This window comes from Sphingomonas sp. 8AM (assembly GCF_902506455.1).
In the GTDB taxonomy this organism is placed as follows: Bacteria; Pseudomonadota; Alphaproteobacteria; order Sphingomonadales; family Sphingomonadaceae; genus Sphingomonas.
Window position 1 is genome coordinate 1390162 of record NZ_LR733844.1, and the last position, 17923, is coordinate 1408084.

At 68.9% G+C, this 17923-nt stretch carries 16 protein-coding genes; 5 read left to right on the top strand and 11 right to left on the bottom strand.

Going from position 1 to position 17923, the window contains the following annotated elements; all coding sequences use genetic code 11:
- Positions 1-62 precede the first annotated feature (62 nt).
- Complete coding sequence (locus BACI71_RS06795; RefSeq protein ID WP_159756692.1) at positions 63-518, bottom strand: carboxymuconolactone decarboxylase family protein; 456 nt, start codon at positions 516-518, stop codon at positions 63-65.
- Between the two features lie 160 nt (positions 519-678).
- On the opposite strand from BACI71_RS06795, the gene BACI71_RS06800 reads away from it, so the two are divergent.
- Positions 679-1632 carry a sigma-70 family RNA polymerase sigma factor gene (locus tag BACI71_RS06800; protein WP_159756695.1) on the top strand — a complete coding sequence of 318 codons (954 nt, stop codon included), beginning with the start codon at positions 679-681 and terminating at the stop codon, positions 1630-1632.
- Here the strand turns inward: BACI71_RS06800 and BACI71_RS06805 are convergent.
- Together BACI71_RS06805 and BACI71_RS06810 are read right to left on the bottom strand one after the other, a co-directional pair.
- Positions 1586-4012: an ATP-binding protein gene (locus tag BACI71_RS06805; RefSeq protein ID WP_159756698.1), complete on the bottom strand. Its 2427-nt coding sequence runs from the start codon at positions 4010-4012 to the stop codon at positions 1586-1588. The genes BACI71_RS06800 and BACI71_RS06805 overlap by 47 nt on opposite strands.
- Before the next feature lie 320 nt (positions 4013-4332).
- Positions 4333-4698: a hypothetical protein gene (locus BACI71_RS06810; protein ID WP_159756719.1), complete on the bottom strand. Its 366-nt coding sequence runs from the start codon at positions 4696-4698 to the stop codon at positions 4333-4335.
- A gap of 136 nt (positions 4699-4834) precedes the next feature.
- Between BACI71_RS06810 and BACI71_RS06815 the strand changes: the two genes are divergently transcribed.
- Complete coding sequence (locus tag BACI71_RS06815) at positions 4835-6670, top strand: methyl-accepting chemotaxis protein (RefSeq protein WP_159756722.1); 1836 nt, start codon at positions 4835-4837, stop codon at positions 6668-6670.
- 69 nt (positions 6671-6739) lie between these two features.
- On the opposite strand, the gene BACI71_RS06820 is transcribed toward BACI71_RS06815, so the two are convergent.
- The 3 genes from BACI71_RS06820 to BACI71_RS06830 all read right to left on the bottom strand — a co-directional run bounded on the left by BACI71_RS06820 (position 6740) and on the right by BACI71_RS06830 (position 9091).
- The gene (locus BACI71_RS06820) at positions 6740-7747 is read right to left on the bottom strand and encodes a zinc-dependent alcohol dehydrogenase family protein (protein ID WP_201297320.1); all 1008 of its coding nucleotides are present in this window, start codon (positions 7745-7747) and stop codon (positions 6740-6742) included.
- Between the two features lie 109 nt (positions 7748-7856).
- Entirely contained in the window at positions 7857-8168 is a 312-nt protein-coding gene (locus BACI71_RS06825) for a hypothetical protein (protein WP_159756725.1), read from the bottom strand.
- Positions 8165-9091: a hypothetical protein gene (locus BACI71_RS06830; protein WP_159756728.1), complete on the bottom strand. Its 927-nt coding sequence runs from the start codon at positions 9089-9091 to the stop codon at positions 8165-8167. Before BACI71_RS06830 ends, BACI71_RS06825 begins: the two co-directional genes overlap by 4 nt.
- A gap of 198 nt (positions 9092-9289) precedes the next feature.
- Between BACI71_RS06830 and BACI71_RS06835 the strand changes: the two genes are divergently transcribed.
- Entirely contained in the window at positions 9290-10210 is a 921-nt protein-coding gene (locus tag BACI71_RS06835; protein WP_159756731.1) for a VOC family protein, read from the top strand.
- Positions 10211-10244: 34 nt separating this feature from the next.
- Here BACI71_RS06835 and BACI71_RS06840 read toward each other — a convergent pair whose 3' ends face one another.
- Positions 10245-10544: a putative quinol monooxygenase gene (locus BACI71_RS06840; RefSeq protein ID WP_159756734.1), complete on the bottom strand. Its 300-nt coding sequence runs from the start codon at positions 10542-10544 to the stop codon at positions 10245-10247.
- Positions 10545-10741: 197 nt separating this feature from the next.
- Here BACI71_RS06840 and BACI71_RS06845 point away from each other — a divergent pair, with 197 nt between their 5' ends.
- The gene (locus tag BACI71_RS06845; protein WP_236552865.1) at positions 10742-11743 is read left to right on the top strand and encodes a sensor histidine kinase; all 1002 of its coding nucleotides are present in this window, start codon (positions 10742-10744) and stop codon (positions 11741-11743) included.
- A gap of 15 nt (positions 11744-11758) precedes the next feature.
- Here BACI71_RS06845 and BACI71_RS06850 read toward each other — a convergent pair whose 3' ends face one another.
- Both BACI71_RS06850 and BACI71_RS06855 read right to left on the bottom strand, forming a co-directional pair.
- On the bottom strand, positions 11759-14446 hold the full coding sequence (locus BACI71_RS06850) for a PAS domain S-box protein (RefSeq protein ID WP_159756737.1): 2688 nt from the start codon (positions 14444-14446) through the stop codon (positions 11759-11761).
- 128 nt (positions 14447-14574) lie between these two features.
- Positions 14575-14970, bottom strand: a complete 396-nt coding sequence (locus BACI71_RS06855) for a winged helix-turn-helix transcriptional regulator (RefSeq protein WP_159756740.1) — start codon at positions 14968-14970, stop codon at positions 14575-14577.
- Positions 14971-15051: 81 nt separating this feature from the next.
- Between BACI71_RS06855 and BACI71_RS06860 the strand changes: the two genes are divergently transcribed.
- Positions 15052-15783: an SDR family NAD(P)-dependent oxidoreductase gene (locus BACI71_RS06860; RefSeq protein WP_159756743.1), complete on the top strand. Its 732-nt coding sequence runs from the start codon at positions 15052-15054 to the stop codon at positions 15781-15783.
- 21 nt (positions 15784-15804) lie between these two features.
- On the opposite strand, the gene BACI71_RS06865 is transcribed toward BACI71_RS06860, so the two are convergent.
- On the bottom strand, positions 15805-16602 hold the full coding sequence (locus tag BACI71_RS06865; RefSeq protein ID WP_159756746.1) for a helix-turn-helix domain-containing protein: 798 nt from the start codon (positions 16600-16602) through the stop codon (positions 15805-15807).
- A gap of 58 nt (positions 16603-16660) precedes the next feature.
- The gene (locus BACI71_RS06870; RefSeq protein ID WP_159756749.1) at positions 16661-17866 is read right to left on the bottom strand and encodes a helix-turn-helix transcriptional regulator; all 1206 of its coding nucleotides are present in this window, start codon (positions 17864-17866) and stop codon (positions 16661-16663) included.
- Between the last annotated feature and the right edge of the window lie 57 nt (positions 17867-17923).

The window sequence follows — 17923 nt, forward strand, 5'->3', positions numbered from 1 at the left end:
CGGCACGTCGATGATTCACCCTTTGCGGGTAAAGTCCGTCCGTCGTGTCGCGGCGGTCCGGCTCAGGGACGCGCTTTCACCGGCAGGCGGAACGGCGCGCCGAGGCGGTTGAAAGCGTTCATCGCGGCGATCGTGATCGTCAGATCGACCAGCTCTTTGGGCGCAAATACCGCGGCTGCGGCGGCATAGGCCGCATCCGACGCGCGCGTCTCGGCGATCAGCGTCACTTCCTCGGCCCACGCGAGTGCCGCACGATAGTGATGGGGGAAGAGATGCGGCACCTCCGCCCACACCGGGATCAGCGCGACCTTGTCCGCCGCCATGGTCTTCAGCAGGTCGCGCGTATGCAGGTCGATGCAATAGGCGCAGCCGTTGATCTGCGATACGCGCAGGAACACGAGGTGGATCAGCTCCGCGGGCAGTGCGGTCTCGTTGAGGAGGTAAGGGTGGATCGCGAACAGGGCCTTTGCCCCCTCGGGTGCGATCTCGTTCCAGATCAGTCGCGCATTCTCGCTCATGGCATATCCTTCATCGCTGGCGCCTCCAGGCGGCGCCCGTGGCCATGACGAGGGCGGGGCAGGGGGTGTGACATGCCGACCACCGCCAATCGATGTCACACCGGCCAACGCTGCCTCGTCCTGCGGGCGCGGCCCCCTGGCCGATGATAGGAGCACGGAGATGGCGGAGCGGGTTATCGATCAGCGGGTCGTCGCCTTCGAGGCAGAGCGCAAGCGGCTGGCGAGATTGGCGTATCGCATGCTCGGCTCGCTCAGCGAGGCCGAGGATACCGTGCAGGACGCATGGCTGCGATGGGAGCGCGCGGGCGGCGTCATCGAGTCTCCCGCCGCCTATCTGACGCGAATCGTCACCCGCCTGTGCCTCGACCGGTTGAAGTCGGCGCGGGCCATGCGGGAGCGCTATATCGGCCCGTGGCTGCCCGACCCGCTGGTCGGAACAGTCGATCCCGTCGCGACGATCGCCGACGACATCACGGTGACGTTGATGCTCGCGATGGAGCGGCTGTCACCACTCGAGCGCGCCGCGTTTCTGCTCCACGATGTCTTCGACGTCTCGCTCGGCGACGTCGCGATCACGCTCGGACGCGATCCCGCCGCGGTGCGTCAGCTCGCGTCGCGGGCGCGCCGGCATGTGCAGGCGGCGCGCCCGCGCTACGCCGTCGCGACGGCGGAGGCGGAGCGGATCAGCCATGCCTTTTTCGCGGCGGCACGTGACGGCGACACCGCGGCATTGTCGACGCTGCTGGCGGAGGATGTCGCCATCCATGCCGATGGCGGCGGCAAGGTGCTCGCGTTCCGCAACGTTCTCCACGGCATCGACCGCGCGGTGCGGCTGTTCGTCGCGCAGAAGCGCAAGCGGCCGGAGGCGCCGCGGTTGCTGCGCACCGCCACGATCGACGGGCTGCCGGGCTATATCAGCATCGAACGGGGCGGGATCCTGCAGACCACGGCGCTGGATGTTCGCGACGGTAAAATCGCGACGATCTACATCGTCAGAAATCCCGACAAGCTCACGCATCTAGCATCCGTCATCGCGTCCACGTCCGGACCGCACGCCCCGGAACCAGCTACGGGACGAGTTCCGGACTGGCTGCCGCACGCGGCCGGGCGGTGAGAAGGGCGATGCTGGAGACCAGCTCGTCGTTGCGGAACGGCTTGCTGAGCCGGGCCGTCCCGGCATCGATCCCGTCCGCCTCCGCATAGCCGGACACGATCAGCGTGCGGAGGTCCGGCAGGTGATCCGATAGCGCCTGCGCGAGCTGTGCGCCGCTCATGCCGGGCATCAGATGATCGGTGATGAGCAGGTCGGGTGACAATCCCGCATCGACGAGGCCGAGTGCCTCGGCAGCGGAACAGGCCTCGACAATGACGTAGCCGAGTTCGGCCAGCATGTCGGCGGTGCTGGCGCGCACCAGATGTTCGTCGTCGACCAGCAGTACCGTTCCCGAACGGATCGCCGGCAAATCGAACGGTTCGTGCCGGTCCGGGATCGTCGGGGCGACGACGCTCAGCGGCAGCCACAGGGTGATCTTGGTCCCGTGCCCCGGTGCACTGTCGATCGTCAGACCGCCGCCGAGTTGCGCCGCCAGGCCATGCACCATCGAAAGGCCGAGGCCGGTGCCCTTGCCGACGCCCTTGGTGGAGAAGAACGGTTCGATCGCGCGCTGGCGGGTCGCCGCATCCATCCCCGATCCGGTATCGGCGACGCTGAGGCATATGTAACGCCCGACCGGCACCTCGGTCTTCTCGTGCGGCGCGACGACGCAGCGTTCGGCCTTCACCGTCAGCGTCCCGCCGTCCGGCATCGCATCGCGCGCATTCACCGCGAGGTTCAGCAACGCCATTTCAAGCTGGTTGGTATCCGCCCGCGCCGAGGGCAATTCGGCGGTGGTGTCGACGTGCAGCGCGATCGTCGGTCCGACCGTCGATCCGATGAGGTCGGCCATACCTTGGATCAGTCCCGCGATATCGACCGCGACGGGCTGGAGCGGCTGTCGGCGCGCGAACGCGAGCAGCCGCTGCACCAGCGTCTTCGCGCGATCGGCCGACTGCAGCGCGCCGTCGATCATCCGACGCTCGCGCTCGTTGCCCAATCCCTTGCGGAGCAGCAGGTCGAGCGCGCCGATGATCGGCGTCAGCAGATTGTTGAAGTCGTGCGCCACGCCGCCGGTCAGGCTACCCATCGCCTCCACCTTCTGGCTCTGGCGCAGCGCCTCCTGTGCGACGGCCAGCTCAGCTTCCGCCGCGAGGCGTTCGGAGATGTCATTGGCCTGGTGAAAGCCACCGATCACGTTTCCGTCGTCGTCGTGCAGCGGGGTGAAGCTGATCTCCCAGGTGGACAGGCCGATCTCCGGTCGCCCGAAGCGCTCGATGATCGTAAAGCTCTCGCCCGCCAGCGCGCGGTGCATCAACCCGCGCAGGATGGCGGCCTGATCGGGGACGAACTGGTCAGGAAACACGGCGCCGACGACGGAATCGCAGCCGTTCAGCCGCCGGAATTCCTCCATGTGCGCCTTGTTGCAGGCGACCAGCCGGTAGCGGGTGTCGAAGGCGCAGATCGGCGCGACGGTCGCCTCGACGATGTCGTGGTAGCGCCGCAGCTCGACGGTGCGCTCGACGATCTGCTGTTCGAGCGTCCCGGTCATCGCGCGCAGCGCGACCTCGGCACGGGCACGCTCCACCGCGACCTTCACCCGTTCGCCGACGCCCTGGATCAGCCGCTCCTCGATCGCGGTCCAGATGCGCGGCGTAGCGCTCTGCACCGCGAGCAGCCCGACCCATGCGTCTTCCTGGAACAGCACGACGTCAACGAACGCGCCGACCTCGCGCGCGGTCAGCCCGGCGCGCGCGCCATCGCTCAGCCGGTCGTCCGCGCCGACGTTGCGCACGACGACCGGAGCACCGTCGCGATAGGCGGCGAGCAGGTCGGGCCCGAAACTCTCCAGCGAGTGCGTCCCGACGATCGTCGACACGCCGTGCGCGTAATCGCGTTCGACGGTCATCCGGCCCTGCGCGGTGATCTCGGCATAGAAGACCCGGCTCGCGGCCAGTTCCTCTCCCAGCCGGCGCGCGGTCAGCGCCATGATCGCCTCGGGCGTGGCACAGCCGCGAAGATCGTCTGCCAGCGTCAGCTGGAACGTGGCGAGACGTTCGGTGACGACGTGCTGGGTCGTGTCCGCTGCGACGCACAGCACGCCGACGGTCGCGTCGTGCCGATCGACGACGGGCGAATAAGCGAGATCGAACCAGCGGGATTCCGGATATCCCGCGCGCCGGACCGTCACCGCCTGATCGCGGACGCTCAGCGGGTCACCCCCGCGCCGGACCCGCCGGACATGATCGTCGCACGTCATGTCTTCCGACGACCCGTCCCGCGCGGTCGAACCCAGCAGCGCGGGGTGGCGGTCGCCGATCAGCGCCGCATAGGCATCGTTGTAGAGGATGACGCCCGACTCGCCCCAGAACGACGCCATCGGCACGGGCGAGCGCAGCACCGTGGCCAGCGTCGTCGCCTGCGGTTCGGGCCAGGCGTCGGCGGCACCGAGCGGCGTCGCTGCCCAGTCCCGTGCTTCGATCAGCGCTGCGCACCCTGCCGCGCCGGCCGGCCGTTCGGGTTCGCATGTCGGATGGGCCGTTTGCTGATACGCTGCGGAGATAGGATGGGACTCACTTCGTTGCGGCATCGACGGTCGGGCGTCAGCGACGATGCACGGCATGTTCGTAACAAAGCGGCGAGCGGAAAGCTCCTTTTTCCAGCAGTCAGCGTGTCTCATATTGCGCGCGCATCGCGCCGGCCACGCGCCGGGCGCGAGGATCAGCGCGTCAGCCAGTCGTGTGCGCTCTCCGGGTCGGAGAAGAATTCCAGTCCCGGGCGCGACGACAGTCGTTTGGCCTGCAGGCGGGCAAGGCTTTTGGCGGTGACGAAGGCCAGCCGGCGCGACCGGACGTCGTCGCTGCCGACCAGCCGCGAAAATTCCTCCACGCGCTCCTGGCTCTGAATGTCCATGCTTCGCATGTCGCACAGTGTCAGATGCTCGTTGGGCGGACAGGTGAGCGAATCGATCGCGGTGACCATCTGCGCGCGCATCGCCACGACCGTTTCACTGTCGAAGAAGCCGCCCATGGTCAGGCGGATCAGCGAAGCTCGTCGGTCCGCCTCGATCCTGAACCACCCTTGCATCCGCCACGATCTCCTTTGGCCCCGATTCCGGCGACCGGATCGCAGCGCTAGTACGTCGCCGGTTTATCCGGGGTTAAGGAACCGGTGCGGCCGTTCTTCATCAGATAGATACGCCTAATGTGGTTTAGGACGTGACATGACCGTCCGCGCAAAGCTGTTCGCCTCTCTCGCAGCCCTCGGGCTGTCGATCGCCCTGATCGCCGGCCTCGCGTTCTGGAGCATGGACCGCGGCAGGGCGGCGATCGACACCATCATCCAGGACCGGGTCGCACCGATGCGCGATCTGAAGATCGTTGCCGACAAATATGCGGTCGACATCGTCGACGCCTCGCACAAGGCGCGCAACGGCAACATCACGGTCGCGCAGGCAGCGGACAAGGTTCGTCAGGGCTCGGCCACGCTGCACGAGCGGTGGAAGGCGTATTCGCTGACCGAGATCGACGGCGAGGAAAAGGTGCTCGCGCAAAAAGCGGAGGCCGACATGCGCAGCGCGGACCAGCGTATCGCCGAACTTCAGGCGATCCTCGACCGCGGCGATGGAGCGGCGCTCGACGGCTTCGTGCGGACGAAGCTGTACCAGAGCATCGATCCGGTATCCGATTCGATCGCGAAGCTGGTCGACCTTCAGCTGAAGATCGCCGAGCAGACCGGGACCGACGCCAGCGCCGACGCGCAGACCAAACGCGGCATGATGATCGCGTTGATCGTCGCCGCGCTCGCGGTGCTCGGGGCGTCGCTTTATACGATCTCCGGCAAGGTGGTCGGGCCACTGCGGCGGCTGGCGGCGGCGCTGCCCGCGCTGGTGACGCAGAGCGGCACGGTTGAGATGCCGCATCTCGACCAGAAGGACGAGATCGGCGGGATCGCGCGCGCGGTCGACGATTTCCGGCGGGCGGTCATCGCGAACGAGCAGGAGAAGACGCTTGTCGTCGCGCGCGTCACCGATGCGCTGGCGGCCGGGCTCGCCTCATTGGCGCAGGGCGACCTCACCTCGCAGATCGACGGCGAGTTCCCCGCCAGTTACGCGACGGTCCGCGCGGACTTCAACAAGGCGGCGCTGTCGCTGCACGATGCGCTGTCGCAGGTCGCGCAGGCGGCGGCCGGCATCAACAGCGGCACCAGCGATATCCGCCAGGCGTCGGACGACCTGTCGCAGCGCACCGAGCAGCAGGCTGCCTCGCTCGAGGAAACCGCCGCGGCGATGGACGAGATCACGTCAACGGTGCGCAGCACCGCCGGGCACGCCAACAGCGCGAACGATGCGGTGCGTGGCGCGACGGTCGAGGCCGAGCGGTCCGGCGACGTGGTCCGCCGCGCGGTCGAGGCGATGGGCGGAATCGAGCGCAGCTCCAGCGAGATTTCGGAGATCATCTCGGTGATCGACGGCATCGCCTTCCAGACCAATTTGCTGGCGCTAAATGCCGGGGTCGAGGCCGCACGCGCGGGTGATGCCGGCAGGGGCTTCGCGGTCGTCGCGTCCGAGGTGCGCGCGCTCGCACAACGTTCGGCCGAGGCGGCAAAGGATGTGAAGACGCGCATCAACACCTCGTCAGTGCAAGTAACGGCGGGGGTCGAGCTAGTCGCCGAGGCCGGAGCGGCGCTCGGCCGGATCGTGGGCAAGATCAACGAGATCAGCGAGCTGGTGTCGACGATCGCCGCGTCCGCCGGGCAGCAGTCGACGGGATTGCAGCAGATCAACACCGCAGTGTCGGAGATGGACGGGGTCACGCAGCAGAATGCGGCGATGGTCGAGCAGGCGACCGCGGCGGCGCGCAGTCTTGCGCACGAAGTCGATGGCATGATGCGGCAGATCGGACGCTTTCGCCTGCGCACCACCATGCCCGCCTCACCGGTCCATGCGCCTCAGCAGCGTGTCGTCACGCGCGGCAGCCGCCCGATGCCGCCGGCCGCGCCGCGCGCAATCGGCAACACGGCGCTGGCCGTCCACGAAGAGGAATGGTCGCACTTCTGAAACGGGCGGGGGGTCTTACCCGCCGCCCGCCCGATCCCGGATCACCGCGCCCGCATCAGGCGCTGCCCGTTACCATTCGATCCCGATCTTGCCGAAATGGCCACCGCTCATCTCGTAACGGAACGCGTCGGCGAGCTGGTCCAGCGCAAAGCGGCGGTCGATCACCGGGCGGATGCCGCTGGCGTCGAGCGCGCGAACCATGTCCTGCTGCTCGCGGCGGCTGCCGACGATCAGTCCCTGCAGCCGCGCCTGCCGCCCCATCAGCGCGGCGGTCGGCACCTCGCCCGCGCCACCGGTAAGGACGCCGATCAGCGAGATATGACCGCCGACCCGCACGGCCTCGATCGACTGCGCGAGCGTGCCGGGTCCGCCGACCTCCACGACATGGTCGACGCCGCGTCCGCCGGTCCAGTCGCGCACCGCGCGACCCCATCCGGGCTGGTCGCGATAGTTGAGGGTGAAGTCGGCGCCCATGCCGCGCGCCCGCTCGAGCTTCTCGCCCGACGAGGAGGTGATGGCGACGGTCGCGCCCATCAGCGTCGCCAGCTGGAGCGCCCAGATCGACACGCCGCCGGTGCCGAGCAGCAGCACCGTGTCGCCGGCCTTGAGCTTGCCGTCGACGATCAGCGCGCGCCACGCGGTCAACCCGGCGGTGGTGATCGTCGCCGCCTCGACGGCATCGTAGTCCCTCGGTGCGTGCGTGAAGGCAGTCGCGGGCAGCACGACATAGTCCTGCGCAAAGCCGTCGATGCCATCCCCCGGCGTCCGCGCGAAATCGCCGACGGTGGGGGCGCCGTCCTGCCAGTCGGGGAAGAAGCAGGAGACGACCTGATCGCCGACCGCAAACTCGGCCACGCCGCTCCCGACCGCCTCGACCACGCCGGCGCCGTCGGCCAGCGGGATCCGGCCGTCGGCGGTCGGCGTCCGCCCGGTCGCGACGCCCAGGTCATGGAAGTTGAGCGAGCTGCCGTGCAGCGCGACGCGGATCTCTCCGGCGCCGGGCACGCCGGGATCGGCCCTGTCCTGCAGCATCAGCCGGTCCAGCCCGATCGGGGGCTGCAATGTCATCGCCTTCATGCTCGATCTCCGTCGCGTCGAAGGTGCCTCAACGGACGAACCGCCATCGCTTTCCGCACGCCGACGACAGCACCTGCGCGACGTCGCGGCCTCGTCCGACGTGCCAGGCTTATGCGAACAGCGCGCCGATCGTGACGGCGAGCAGCGCGACGACGATCAGCATGACGGTGCGGAAACGGAGATGCTGGCTGAGCCACGCGACCAGCGCCACCAGTGCGATCAGGCCTGTACCCATTGCGAAGACCGCCGCCTCGAACGCGGCGGCCAGCCCCTGTCCGGCTGCGTCGTTGCTGGCATCGCGCGGGCCGAAGACGCCGGCGGCGAGCAGCGCGGTAGCTACGGCGGCGCCCAACGCAATCAGCGCGGTCCGGCGGCGCGGCTTCCACCAGCGTCGGTCGGGCCTGACCCGGTCCGCCGTCACCGCACGACACCGAAGCGCATCCGGGCGGTCAGATCGAGGACGACGATGCCCTCCCACAGCGGCGCGTTGCCGAGCACCCCGTCGGTGGGGACGGGCCAGTCGGAAAAGCTCTCCGGCGCCGCCGGGTTGGTGAAGACGGTGACGGTGCCGAGCGGGACGCCGCCCACTGTCACCGGCGCTGCGGCCGGCGCACCGGCGAGCGCGAAAGGCTTGCCCCAGGCCATGCCGCGGATCGTCGACGGTGCGGCCGCCGTGGTCGCGCGCCCAGTGATGCGCTGCCACGCCGCGCGGTCGACGTGGAGCGGCATTTCGCTCGATCCGGTGTCGAAGACGATCGTGTCGCTTGAAAAGGTGCCGGTCGTGACCGGAACGTGGAATTTGCCATTGCGCAGCATCGCGCGGACGAACTGCGCCTTGCGCAACGGCGCGGGCAGGTCGGCGTCGGCGAACAGGCAGAAGCGCTGGCCGGGATAGTCGATGACCGCGATCCGGCCCAGCAGCTCGGACAGGCCGAGCGTCCCGCGCAAGGTGGCATCCTCCTCCATGGCGGGGTCCAGGTAGAGCTCGGGCCGGTCGATCGTCGTACCGGCGAGCGCAAACGACCGCGCCCGGAACGTCGCGCTCCCCTTGGCCGCCCAGCGCGCGGCAATCGGAAACGCGCCGTAGAGGCTGGTGACGTTCGCGCCGGTATCGAGTTGCAACGGCACGGTCCGCCCGTTGATCCGCACCGGCACGCTGATCCCGCCGCGCGGCGACCCCGTGTCGTTCGGCAGCCACGTGAAGCCGACGCATTGCCGCGCACCCGCCAGACTTGCGGAGGCTGCCGCGAGCGTGAGCGCCGGCAGCGGTGGCGTGACGCTCGTCTGCGCCGGGGCGGTGCCCAGCAGGAAGGAAGCGGCGGCGGTAAGCGCGGTGGCGATCATGAGGATTCCGGCGAGCGCGGTGCGGTGACGGCGGAATGCCGGCCTTCACCCCCGTCCGTAGCGCCGTGCGATCCGGCCGCCTAACGCAGATTTGTCCTGTTGCGCCGCGCGCGGGCGTCCAACCGCGTGACAGCCCCCGAAGCGCGCCCTAAGCTACGGTCAGATAAACAGAATTATGACAATCGGGAGAGTGGGCCGATGAAGATCCGGATCGTGATGCTGGCCGCAGCCGCCGCGACGCTGCCGGGTGCAACCGCTGCGCCGGGGCCGCGGCCCGCGATCACCGGCATCTCGCATCTCGCGGTCTATGCGAGCGATATGGCGAAGGCCGATCAATTCTACACGCACGTGCTGGGCGCGCGGCGCGGCACCGATCCCGAAAGCGCCAGGGGCGCGCGCTATTACCTAAGCACACGCCAGTTCGTCGAGGTCCTGCCCGCCGGGGCCCGGCCGTCGCCGAGCAGGCTCGCGCATGTCGCCTATACCACCGCCGATGCGCGCGCCCTGCGGACGTGGCTGGCGAGATCGGGAGTGGCGAAGGCGGGTGCCCTTCAGCGCGGTGCAGCAGGTGAGCTGTGGTTCGCGACGCGTGATCCGGAGGGCAACGAGGTCCAGTTCGTCCAGCCGGCGGCTGGCGCCGACACGCCGGTGCCCGGCGCGATCAGCGGCCGGATCATTCACGTTGGCTATGCGGTCCATGATCGCGCCCGGCAGGATGGCTTCTACCGGCAGGTGCTCGGCTTCCGCCCGTACTGGTTCGGCGCGTTCAATCCCGACAAGGTCGACTGGGTGTCGCAGCAGGTGCCGGATGGCCGTGACTGGCTCGAATATATGATGATCGGCGCCGGCTCCGACGTGACGCTCGACAAGGTCGACGCGCGCCAGCTCGGCATCCTCAACCATCTGTCGCTGGGTGTCCGCAACATGCAGGCCGCGGTGACGACGCTCTACCGGGAGGACCGGCTGAGCCCGCGCCACGACGGACCGCAGATGGGGCTGGACGGCAAGTGGCAGGCCAACCTCTACGACCCCGACGGCACCCGGGTCGAGTTGATGGAGTTCCAGCCGGCGAGCACGCCGTGTTGCTCGCCGTTCACCGCCGACAGCCCGACCGAATGACCGGGCGCGGCGCGGGTGCCGCTGCCGCTGCCGGTCAGTCGGCCACCTCGACCGCATGGCTTATCGTGATGGTGGGGCGCGCGGTCGCGAGATCGCGCGCGGCGAGCCCGAACGCCTTGAAATGGTCCGACGCCATGTGCGCCTGTACCGCCGCATCATCGACGTACAGCTCGTCAAAGACGAAGCGCCGCTCACCGTCCGCCTCGCGCCACAGATCGTAATAGAGCACGCCCGGCTCGGCGCGTGACGCGGCGATGCAGGGAGCGGCCGCGGCCACGAAGCTGTCCTCCTGCCCCGGTGTGACGCTGACGAACGCGATGACCTTGACCGACATGGGTTTCTCCTGTTCTCCCGACCCGTACACCCCTCCCGCCCGCTGGGAAGCCCCGGCGTTCGTTGTTGCCGCGGCACGGGCGTAAGCCAGCGGGCTGCTTTTTTACACGCGCGCCGCTTCCTTATCGCAGATCATTGCGCTTTATACCGGGCCTTCCATGGCGTGGACCGGCGGGAACATCCGCCAGGGGGGATAAGGTGGCAACAGAAGAACCCAGGACGCACGATTGGCAGCCCGATCGGCTGCGGCGCGCGATCAAGGCGGCAGGGGTGGCGCTCTGGTCGTGGAATGTCGACACCGACCAGCTTAAAATGGATCCGCCCGGTTTCGAGCTATGGGGTATCCCGTGGAGCGACACGGTGACGTTCGAGGAATTGTCGGCGCATATCCACCCGGCCGATCGCGACCGGGTCCGCGCCGCCTTCATCGCCACCCGCGCGATGGTCGGATCCTACGAGACGGACTTCCGCATTCTGGTCGGTGACGAGATCCGCTGGGTGGCAGCGCGCGGCAAGGGCGATGACGCCGACATCGTCGCGCGCACGATGTTCGGCATCTTCCTCGACGTCACCGGCCGGAAGCAGGCCGAAGAGAGCAATGAGCTGCTCGCCGGGGAAATGAGCCACCGTGTCAAGAACCTGCTCGCCATCGCCTCGGGGCTCACCGCGATCAGCTCGCGATCGGCGACCAGCGTCGAGGAAATGGCGCAGGAGCTGACCGGGCGCCTGTCGGCGTTGGGACGCGCGCACAATCTGGTCCGTCCGCTGGCGCCGGGGCAGGGGACCGCGGCGCTGCTGGGCGATCTGCTCTCGATCCTGCTCGCGCCATATGACGATCTCGGCGCCTTCAAGGGACGGATCCGCGTAGCGGTCGAGCGGATGGGTGTCGGCGAGGCATCGGCCACAGCGATCGCGCTCATCATCCATGAGCTTGCGACCAACTCAATGAAATATGGATCGCTTTCCGTGCAGACGGGGACGCTCGATCTTTCCAGCGTCATGGAGGGCGAGGACCTCGTCCTGACATGGCTGGAGCGGGGCGGCCCGCCGGTCGAGAAACCCGCCGATGTCGCCGGTTTCGGCAGCAAGCTGGTGAACCGGAGCGTCGCCGGGCAATTGAACGGCGCGATCGGTTATGACTGGGCGGCAGAGGGCCTGATCGTCACGCTGCGTGCCAAGCGCGACCGGCTGGTGACGTGAGGGCACCGCCGGCGATCAGGACGGCACGGCCGTCCCGGAGATCTGCGCGAGGCTGGCGGCGAGCGCGGCGCTGCGGAACGGCTTGGTCAGCCGCGGCAGCTCGGGAGACAGTTCCTCCACATGCGCATAGCCGGAGACGACAAGGACCGGCAGCCGCGCGAACGTCTTGCGCAGCGCGAACGCCAGTTCCACGCCGCTCATTCCCGCCATCAGGTGATCGGTGACGAGCAGATCGGGAGTCGCCCCCTGCGCGACGAGCGCGATCGCGGCCTCGCCGGACTCCGCTTCCAGCACCGCGTAGCCAAGCTCCTCCAGCATGTCGGCTGTGCTGGCGCGCACGACATCCTCATCGTCCACCAGCAGCACCAGACCACGCGCGGTGCCGGCCACGGCCGCAGCCGCAACGGACGAGTCGACCTCCACGACGCGCGCGCTGACCGGCAGCCATAATTCGACGTTGGTGCCGACTCCTTCCCGGCTGTCGATGGTCAGCGCGCCGCCGAGCTGCGCCGCGAGGCCGTGCGCCATCGAGAGCCCGAGGCCCGTCCCCTTGCCGATCCCCTTCGTCGAGAAGAACGGCTCGACCGCGCGCGCCAGCGTCGCCTCGTCCATCCCCGTTCCGGTATCGGCGACCGAAAGCCGGACATAATGCCCGCGCCTGAGCGCGCCGCGCGCGACCCTGACGCTGGCGCGTGTCGCGCTGAGCCGGAGCGTACCGCCGCCGGGCATGGCATCGCGCGCATTCACCCCCAGGTTCAGCAGCGCCATCTCGAGCTGATTGGCATCCGCCCGCGCGGGGGGAAGGTTGTCGGACACGTCCACGGCGACATGGACCTGCGGGCCCATCGTGCTGGCGAGCAGTTCGGCCATGCCTTCCACCAGCCGACCGACATCGACCGCGGCCGGCTGCAAGGGCTGACGTCGCGCGAAGGCGAGCAGGCGTTGCACCAGCGTCTTGGCCCGTTCCGCCGACTGGAGCGCGCCATCGATCATCCGCTGCTCGCGTTCGCCGCCCACGCCCTTGCGCTGTAGCAGGTCGAGCGAGCCGAAGATCGGGGTGAGCAGATTGTTGAAGTCGTGCGCGACGCCGCCGGTCAATTGCCCGATCGCCTCCATCTTCTGGCTCTGGCGCAGCGCTTCCTGCGCCACCGCCAGTTCGCGCGCCGCCTCCCGCTCCAGCGTCACGTCGCGGCCGACCGCGTAGAACACGTCGCCTTCGGGCACGAGCGTCCACGAGATCGTTCGCCAGCTGCCGTCGGCATGCGCGAGCCGGGTCTCGAAGCGGTCGATCTTCTCGCCGCGCAGCAGTCTTTCCAGCACCGCCTCAAGCGCGGAACGGTCGTCCGGATGCACCTGCGTGTGGAACGGCGTGGCCAGCAGCGTCGCGGTATCGCGCGCCAGCGTCGTCCGCCACGCCGGGTTGATCGCCTTCGCGGACCCGTCGACGCCGATGACGGCCAGCAGGTCGGGGCTCATCTCCCATACCCGGTTGCGTTCCGCGGTTTGCCGCGCGACCTCCTGCTCGAGCCGGTCGTTCAGCTGCAGCAACCGGATTTCGGCGGCCTTTCGGGCGGTGATGTCGATGGCGGTGCCGATCACCCGGAAACACTGCCCCTGCGCATCGAAGAGGCCGCGCCCCTTGGCCGCGACCCAGCGGGTCACGCCGTCTTCCTTGCCGATGGTGCGATATTCGACGTCGTAGAGCGCGCGCAGCGCCGGATCGCTGGCGGACTCATAGGCGATGCGGGTCTGCTCGCGATCGTCGGGATGCACGCCGGTATGAGAATCCTCCAGCGTCACCGGCACGTCGGGCGAGATGCCGAACATCGCCTTGATCCGGGGCGGCCAGAACATGCGGCCGGAGGCTTGCTCGACATCCCACTGGCCGATCTCGGCCACATCGAGCGCCAGCCGCAGCTGTTCCTCGCTGAGCGCCAGCTTCTCCTCGGCCTCGCGACGTTCATGGATGTCGATGACCGACCCGACATAACCGAGATAGCCGCCGTCGTCGCCGAACCGCGGGCTCGCGGCGTCGATCGCCCACCGATATTCTCCGGAGACATGCCGGAGCCGGTATTCGACCCGGAAGGATTGATGGCGGGTGTTCGCGAGGACGAACGCTTCCTGCGCACGCTGCCGGTCGTCCGGATGGGTCGCCTCCAGCCAGCCGAAGCCCTCCGCCTCGCCCGGCGTCTGACCCGTGAACTCATACCAATGCCGGTTCAGATAGGTGCAATAACCCGACCGGTCGGTCACCCACATCATCACCGGGGCATGATCCGCCATGTTCCGGAAGCGGCTTTCGCTTTCCCGCAGCGCGGCGTCGCGGGCCTTTTCCTCGGTCAGGTCGCGGGCTTCGATGATCGTCCCGACCGGATGGCCGTCGTCGCCGAGGATCGGGGAAGCGGTGAAGGCGACGGGGTAGAAATGCCCGTCCTTATGGACGAACACCTCCTCGCCTCGCATCCGCTCGCGCTCGGGAAAGGCGCGGTCGATCGGGCAGTCCGCCAGCGGGTAGGGGCGGCCGTCGGGATGCTGGTGGTGGACGACATCGTGCAGCGGGCGGTTCAGCGCTTCCTCGAGCCGATAGCCGGTCAACGCCTCCGCGGCGGTGTTCATGAAGATGCAGTGCTGCCGATCGTCCATCAGAAAGATCGCCATCGTGGAGTTGGTCACGATCGCGTTCAGTCGTCGCTCGCTCAATTGCATCGCCTCGGCCCTCTCGCCCTGAACGCACCGCTGTGGCGCGTGACGGTTGATCCGTCGCTAACTTGCGCAAACTGTCGCCATTTCCGCCATCGCCCCGGATCGCGGTGGCCGGCTGCCGGTCGCTAGCAGGCGGGTTCTTGCGTCCGGTCATAGGCATACGCCGCTGCGGCAAAGGCGCCTTCCTGCTCCAGCGCCCAGGCGCAAAGGGCCTCGAACGGCGCGCGGAGCGAGTGGCCGAGCGGCGTGATCGTATATTCGACCCCGACCGGGCTGGTCGGCAACACCGCCCGCGTCACCAGTCCGTGACGCTCCAGCCGCTTCAGCGCGTCGGCGAGCGACTTGTGGGTGATGCCGTCCAGCCGCCGCTTGATCTCGTTGAAACGCGCCGGCTTCGGACACAGTACGGTCAGGATCATGATCGTCCATTTGTCCGCGATCTTGTCCAGCACCGGCCGGATGCGCGGCACGTCGATCATCGCCTGACACGACAGCGCCGCGAGATCGGTTTCGTCCGCCATATCTACGTTACTCCCGGTGCGTTCTTGATAGCAGATATGCTTCGTATATCTGGTCGGCCGTCTTCATGGAAAGGACGGAAAATGACAGGACTGGCAGACAAGGTCGCATTGGTGGTCGGCGGCGCGAAAGGGATCGGGCTCGCGACCGCCGGCGCGCTCGCAAGGGAAGGCGCGGCGGTGCTCCTGACCGGGCGCCGGAAGGAAGAGGTCGACGCCGCAGCGGAACGCCTTGGCGCCTCCGTCCACGGTATCGTCGCCGATGCGAGCGCGCGGGACGATCTGGAGCGCGTCGTTGCGGAGGCGCGGCGTCGCCACGGCCACCTCGACGCGCTGGTGCTGAACGCCGGGCTGTCCGAACCGGCGACGATCGCGGAGGCGACCGCCGCGCATTTCGACCGCCATTTCGCCGTCAACGTGCGCGGCGCGCTGTTCGGTCTGCAGGCGGCCTTGCCGGTGTTGCGCGATGGCGCCTCAGTCGTGCTGGTCGGGTCGATCGCCGCCGGCATGGGCGTGACGCCGTACAGCACCTATGCCGCGACAAAGGCGGCGCTGCGTTCCTATGCGCGCAGCTGGGCGGCCGAGCTTGCGCCGCGGCGGATTCGCGTCAACGTCGTTGCGCCCGGGCCGACCGACACCGAGATGATGGCCGCGGTGCCCGACGACATGCGGCAGCAGCTGATCGCGCCGATCCCGCTTGGTCGGATGGCGCGCGTCGACGAGGTAGCGGCGGCCGCGCTGTTCCTGCTCGGCGACGCGGCCAGCTTCGTGACCGGGGCGGAGCTGTGCGTCGATGGCGGGATGCGGCAGGTGTAGCGCGACCGGCGGCGATCGCGGTCACAGCGGATCGCCGCCGTCGCCGAGGTGCTGGCGCAACGCGTGCAGGCTTGAATCGAGGAAGCGGCGGCAATCCTTCGCGAAGTGCGAATGATCGACATAGCCGGCCTCCCACAGCACCCGGCCCGCCCCGCGCGTGTCGGGGAGCAGGCGGCGCAGCACGCGCAGGAAGCGTCGCAGCACCAGCACGCGCTTGGGGGGAAGACCGAACGTCCGCAGACAGATCGCCGACAGGTGCCGCGGCGTGATGCCGAGCGCGGCGCAGAGCTCGGCGACGCTGGCGCGCGGGCTGGCGTCGATCAGCGCGACGATCTGCTGCGCCACGCCGTCGCGTGCGCGCCCGGCGGTGCGTTGCGCGGCGAGCCACGGCGCGAACGCCGCTGCGGCGTCGGGCGCGCGCTCGTCCGGCGCGGCGCCCGGATCGATCGTGGTCAGCGGCACGACCCGGTCGGTGAAGCGCGACAGGTCGCGGTCCGACAGCGTCGGCCAGGCGGTCGCGCGCAGCCGGAGCCCGAGCAGCATCGCGCCGCCGTGGTCCAGCTGCGCGACGCTGGTCGTCGGCCCGATGAATCCGATCCGCGGCAGCGGCGCGCTCGTCCGGCGGCGGATCGTCAGCCGCGCCTCCGTCGCGCCATCGACCAGCATGTACAGCCGCGGCCCGCCCGGCAGCACGACCGTGCCGCGCGCGCCCGTCCCCGCCGGTCGCGCGACATAGCCGGCGACGAGCTCGTCGGGCGAAGGGGGTGGCGCATGCCGGCCGGGCGCTGGCGATGGTCTCTCCACTTCCGTCTCCGCCATGGTGTCGCGAAGATACGTTGCCGGGCGGCGCGCGGATGCGCCGCAAGGATGCGCGACGTCAGCGGCGGTGCGGATGCTCGTGCGTCGAGGCGCGGATCAGGTTGCTGAAGATCAGCCGCACCAGATCGACCTGGCGGTTGCTGCCGGTCTTGACGAACACCTGCTTCAGATAGCCGCGCGCGGTGCCCAGCTTGACGTGCAGCGATTGCGCGGCGGCCGCCAGCGTCTGGCCGGACGCCAGCAGGCACGTCAGCTCGGTCTCGACGCGCGAGAGCCGGAACAGCTTGCACACCGGCTCCGCGAGCTGGTGGATGTCGAGCCCCGGATCGACGAAGAACAGGAGCGCCCCGTCACCGTCACCGTCACCGTCACCGTCACCGACGCCGTCACCATCGGAGCGCGCGGACCGCGGCATCGCGGCAAAGGAGGTAACCAGCGGCGGCCCGCTTTCCCGCCGCAACATCAACAGCGGCATCCGCTCGATGGTGTCGCCCGCACCACTTTGCGCCAGCACATAGCCGATCGCGGTCGACAGCGCCGCGGCATCGGCGCGATCGGTCGCCTGCACCTGTCCGCGATGCTCGCGGATCCCGTCGTGCCGGTTCAGCAGGTGCCGGGCGGTGTCGTTGGCGAAGTCGATATGTCCGTCGCCCGACAGCAGCACGACGCCGATCGCGACCCGGTTCAGCCCGGCCTCGACACCGATGCTGCGGCGCTGCGCCAGCCGTGCCGCTTCCCACAACCGGAAATACGCCGAGACGCTGGGCCACTCGCGCCGGCAGTGCGCCTCGATCGCGTGCCGCGCCGCGTCGTCGGGCGAGCGGAAGACGAGGTTGACGAACGCGCCGGGCTGCCCCGGCGTCCGCTGGACCGGGATCACCAGCGCCGAGGCGGGATAAGCGGTCGACACGCGGTCGCACCACACCGGTTCCGGCGCATGATGGCCGCAACCGGACTCGATCCGGTCGGCGATCTGCGCCAGCGCCGCGCCGGTAACGTCGTCCAGACCGTGCGACGCCAGACAGCGCGACGCCCCCTGTTCGTGCGTGCTGGTCAGCGCCCAGCCCTCGGCGCCCAGCGTGCTGGCGAAATGGCCGATGACCAGCGCGACGTCGTCGGCGATCGTGATCGCATCGTCGTGGATGTCGTGGAAGGTGACGCGCGCATCGCGCGCCGATGGCCTTCCCTGAACCAAATGCCGCAAGCTCTCGTCGTCGCGCTCCGCCACCAGACTGGCGCGCGCAACGGCTCCGCGAAAGAGCATGGGCAGATCTTTATCTGCCAGCAATGCACTACCTCTCCACCTTCGGTCCCGATTCCC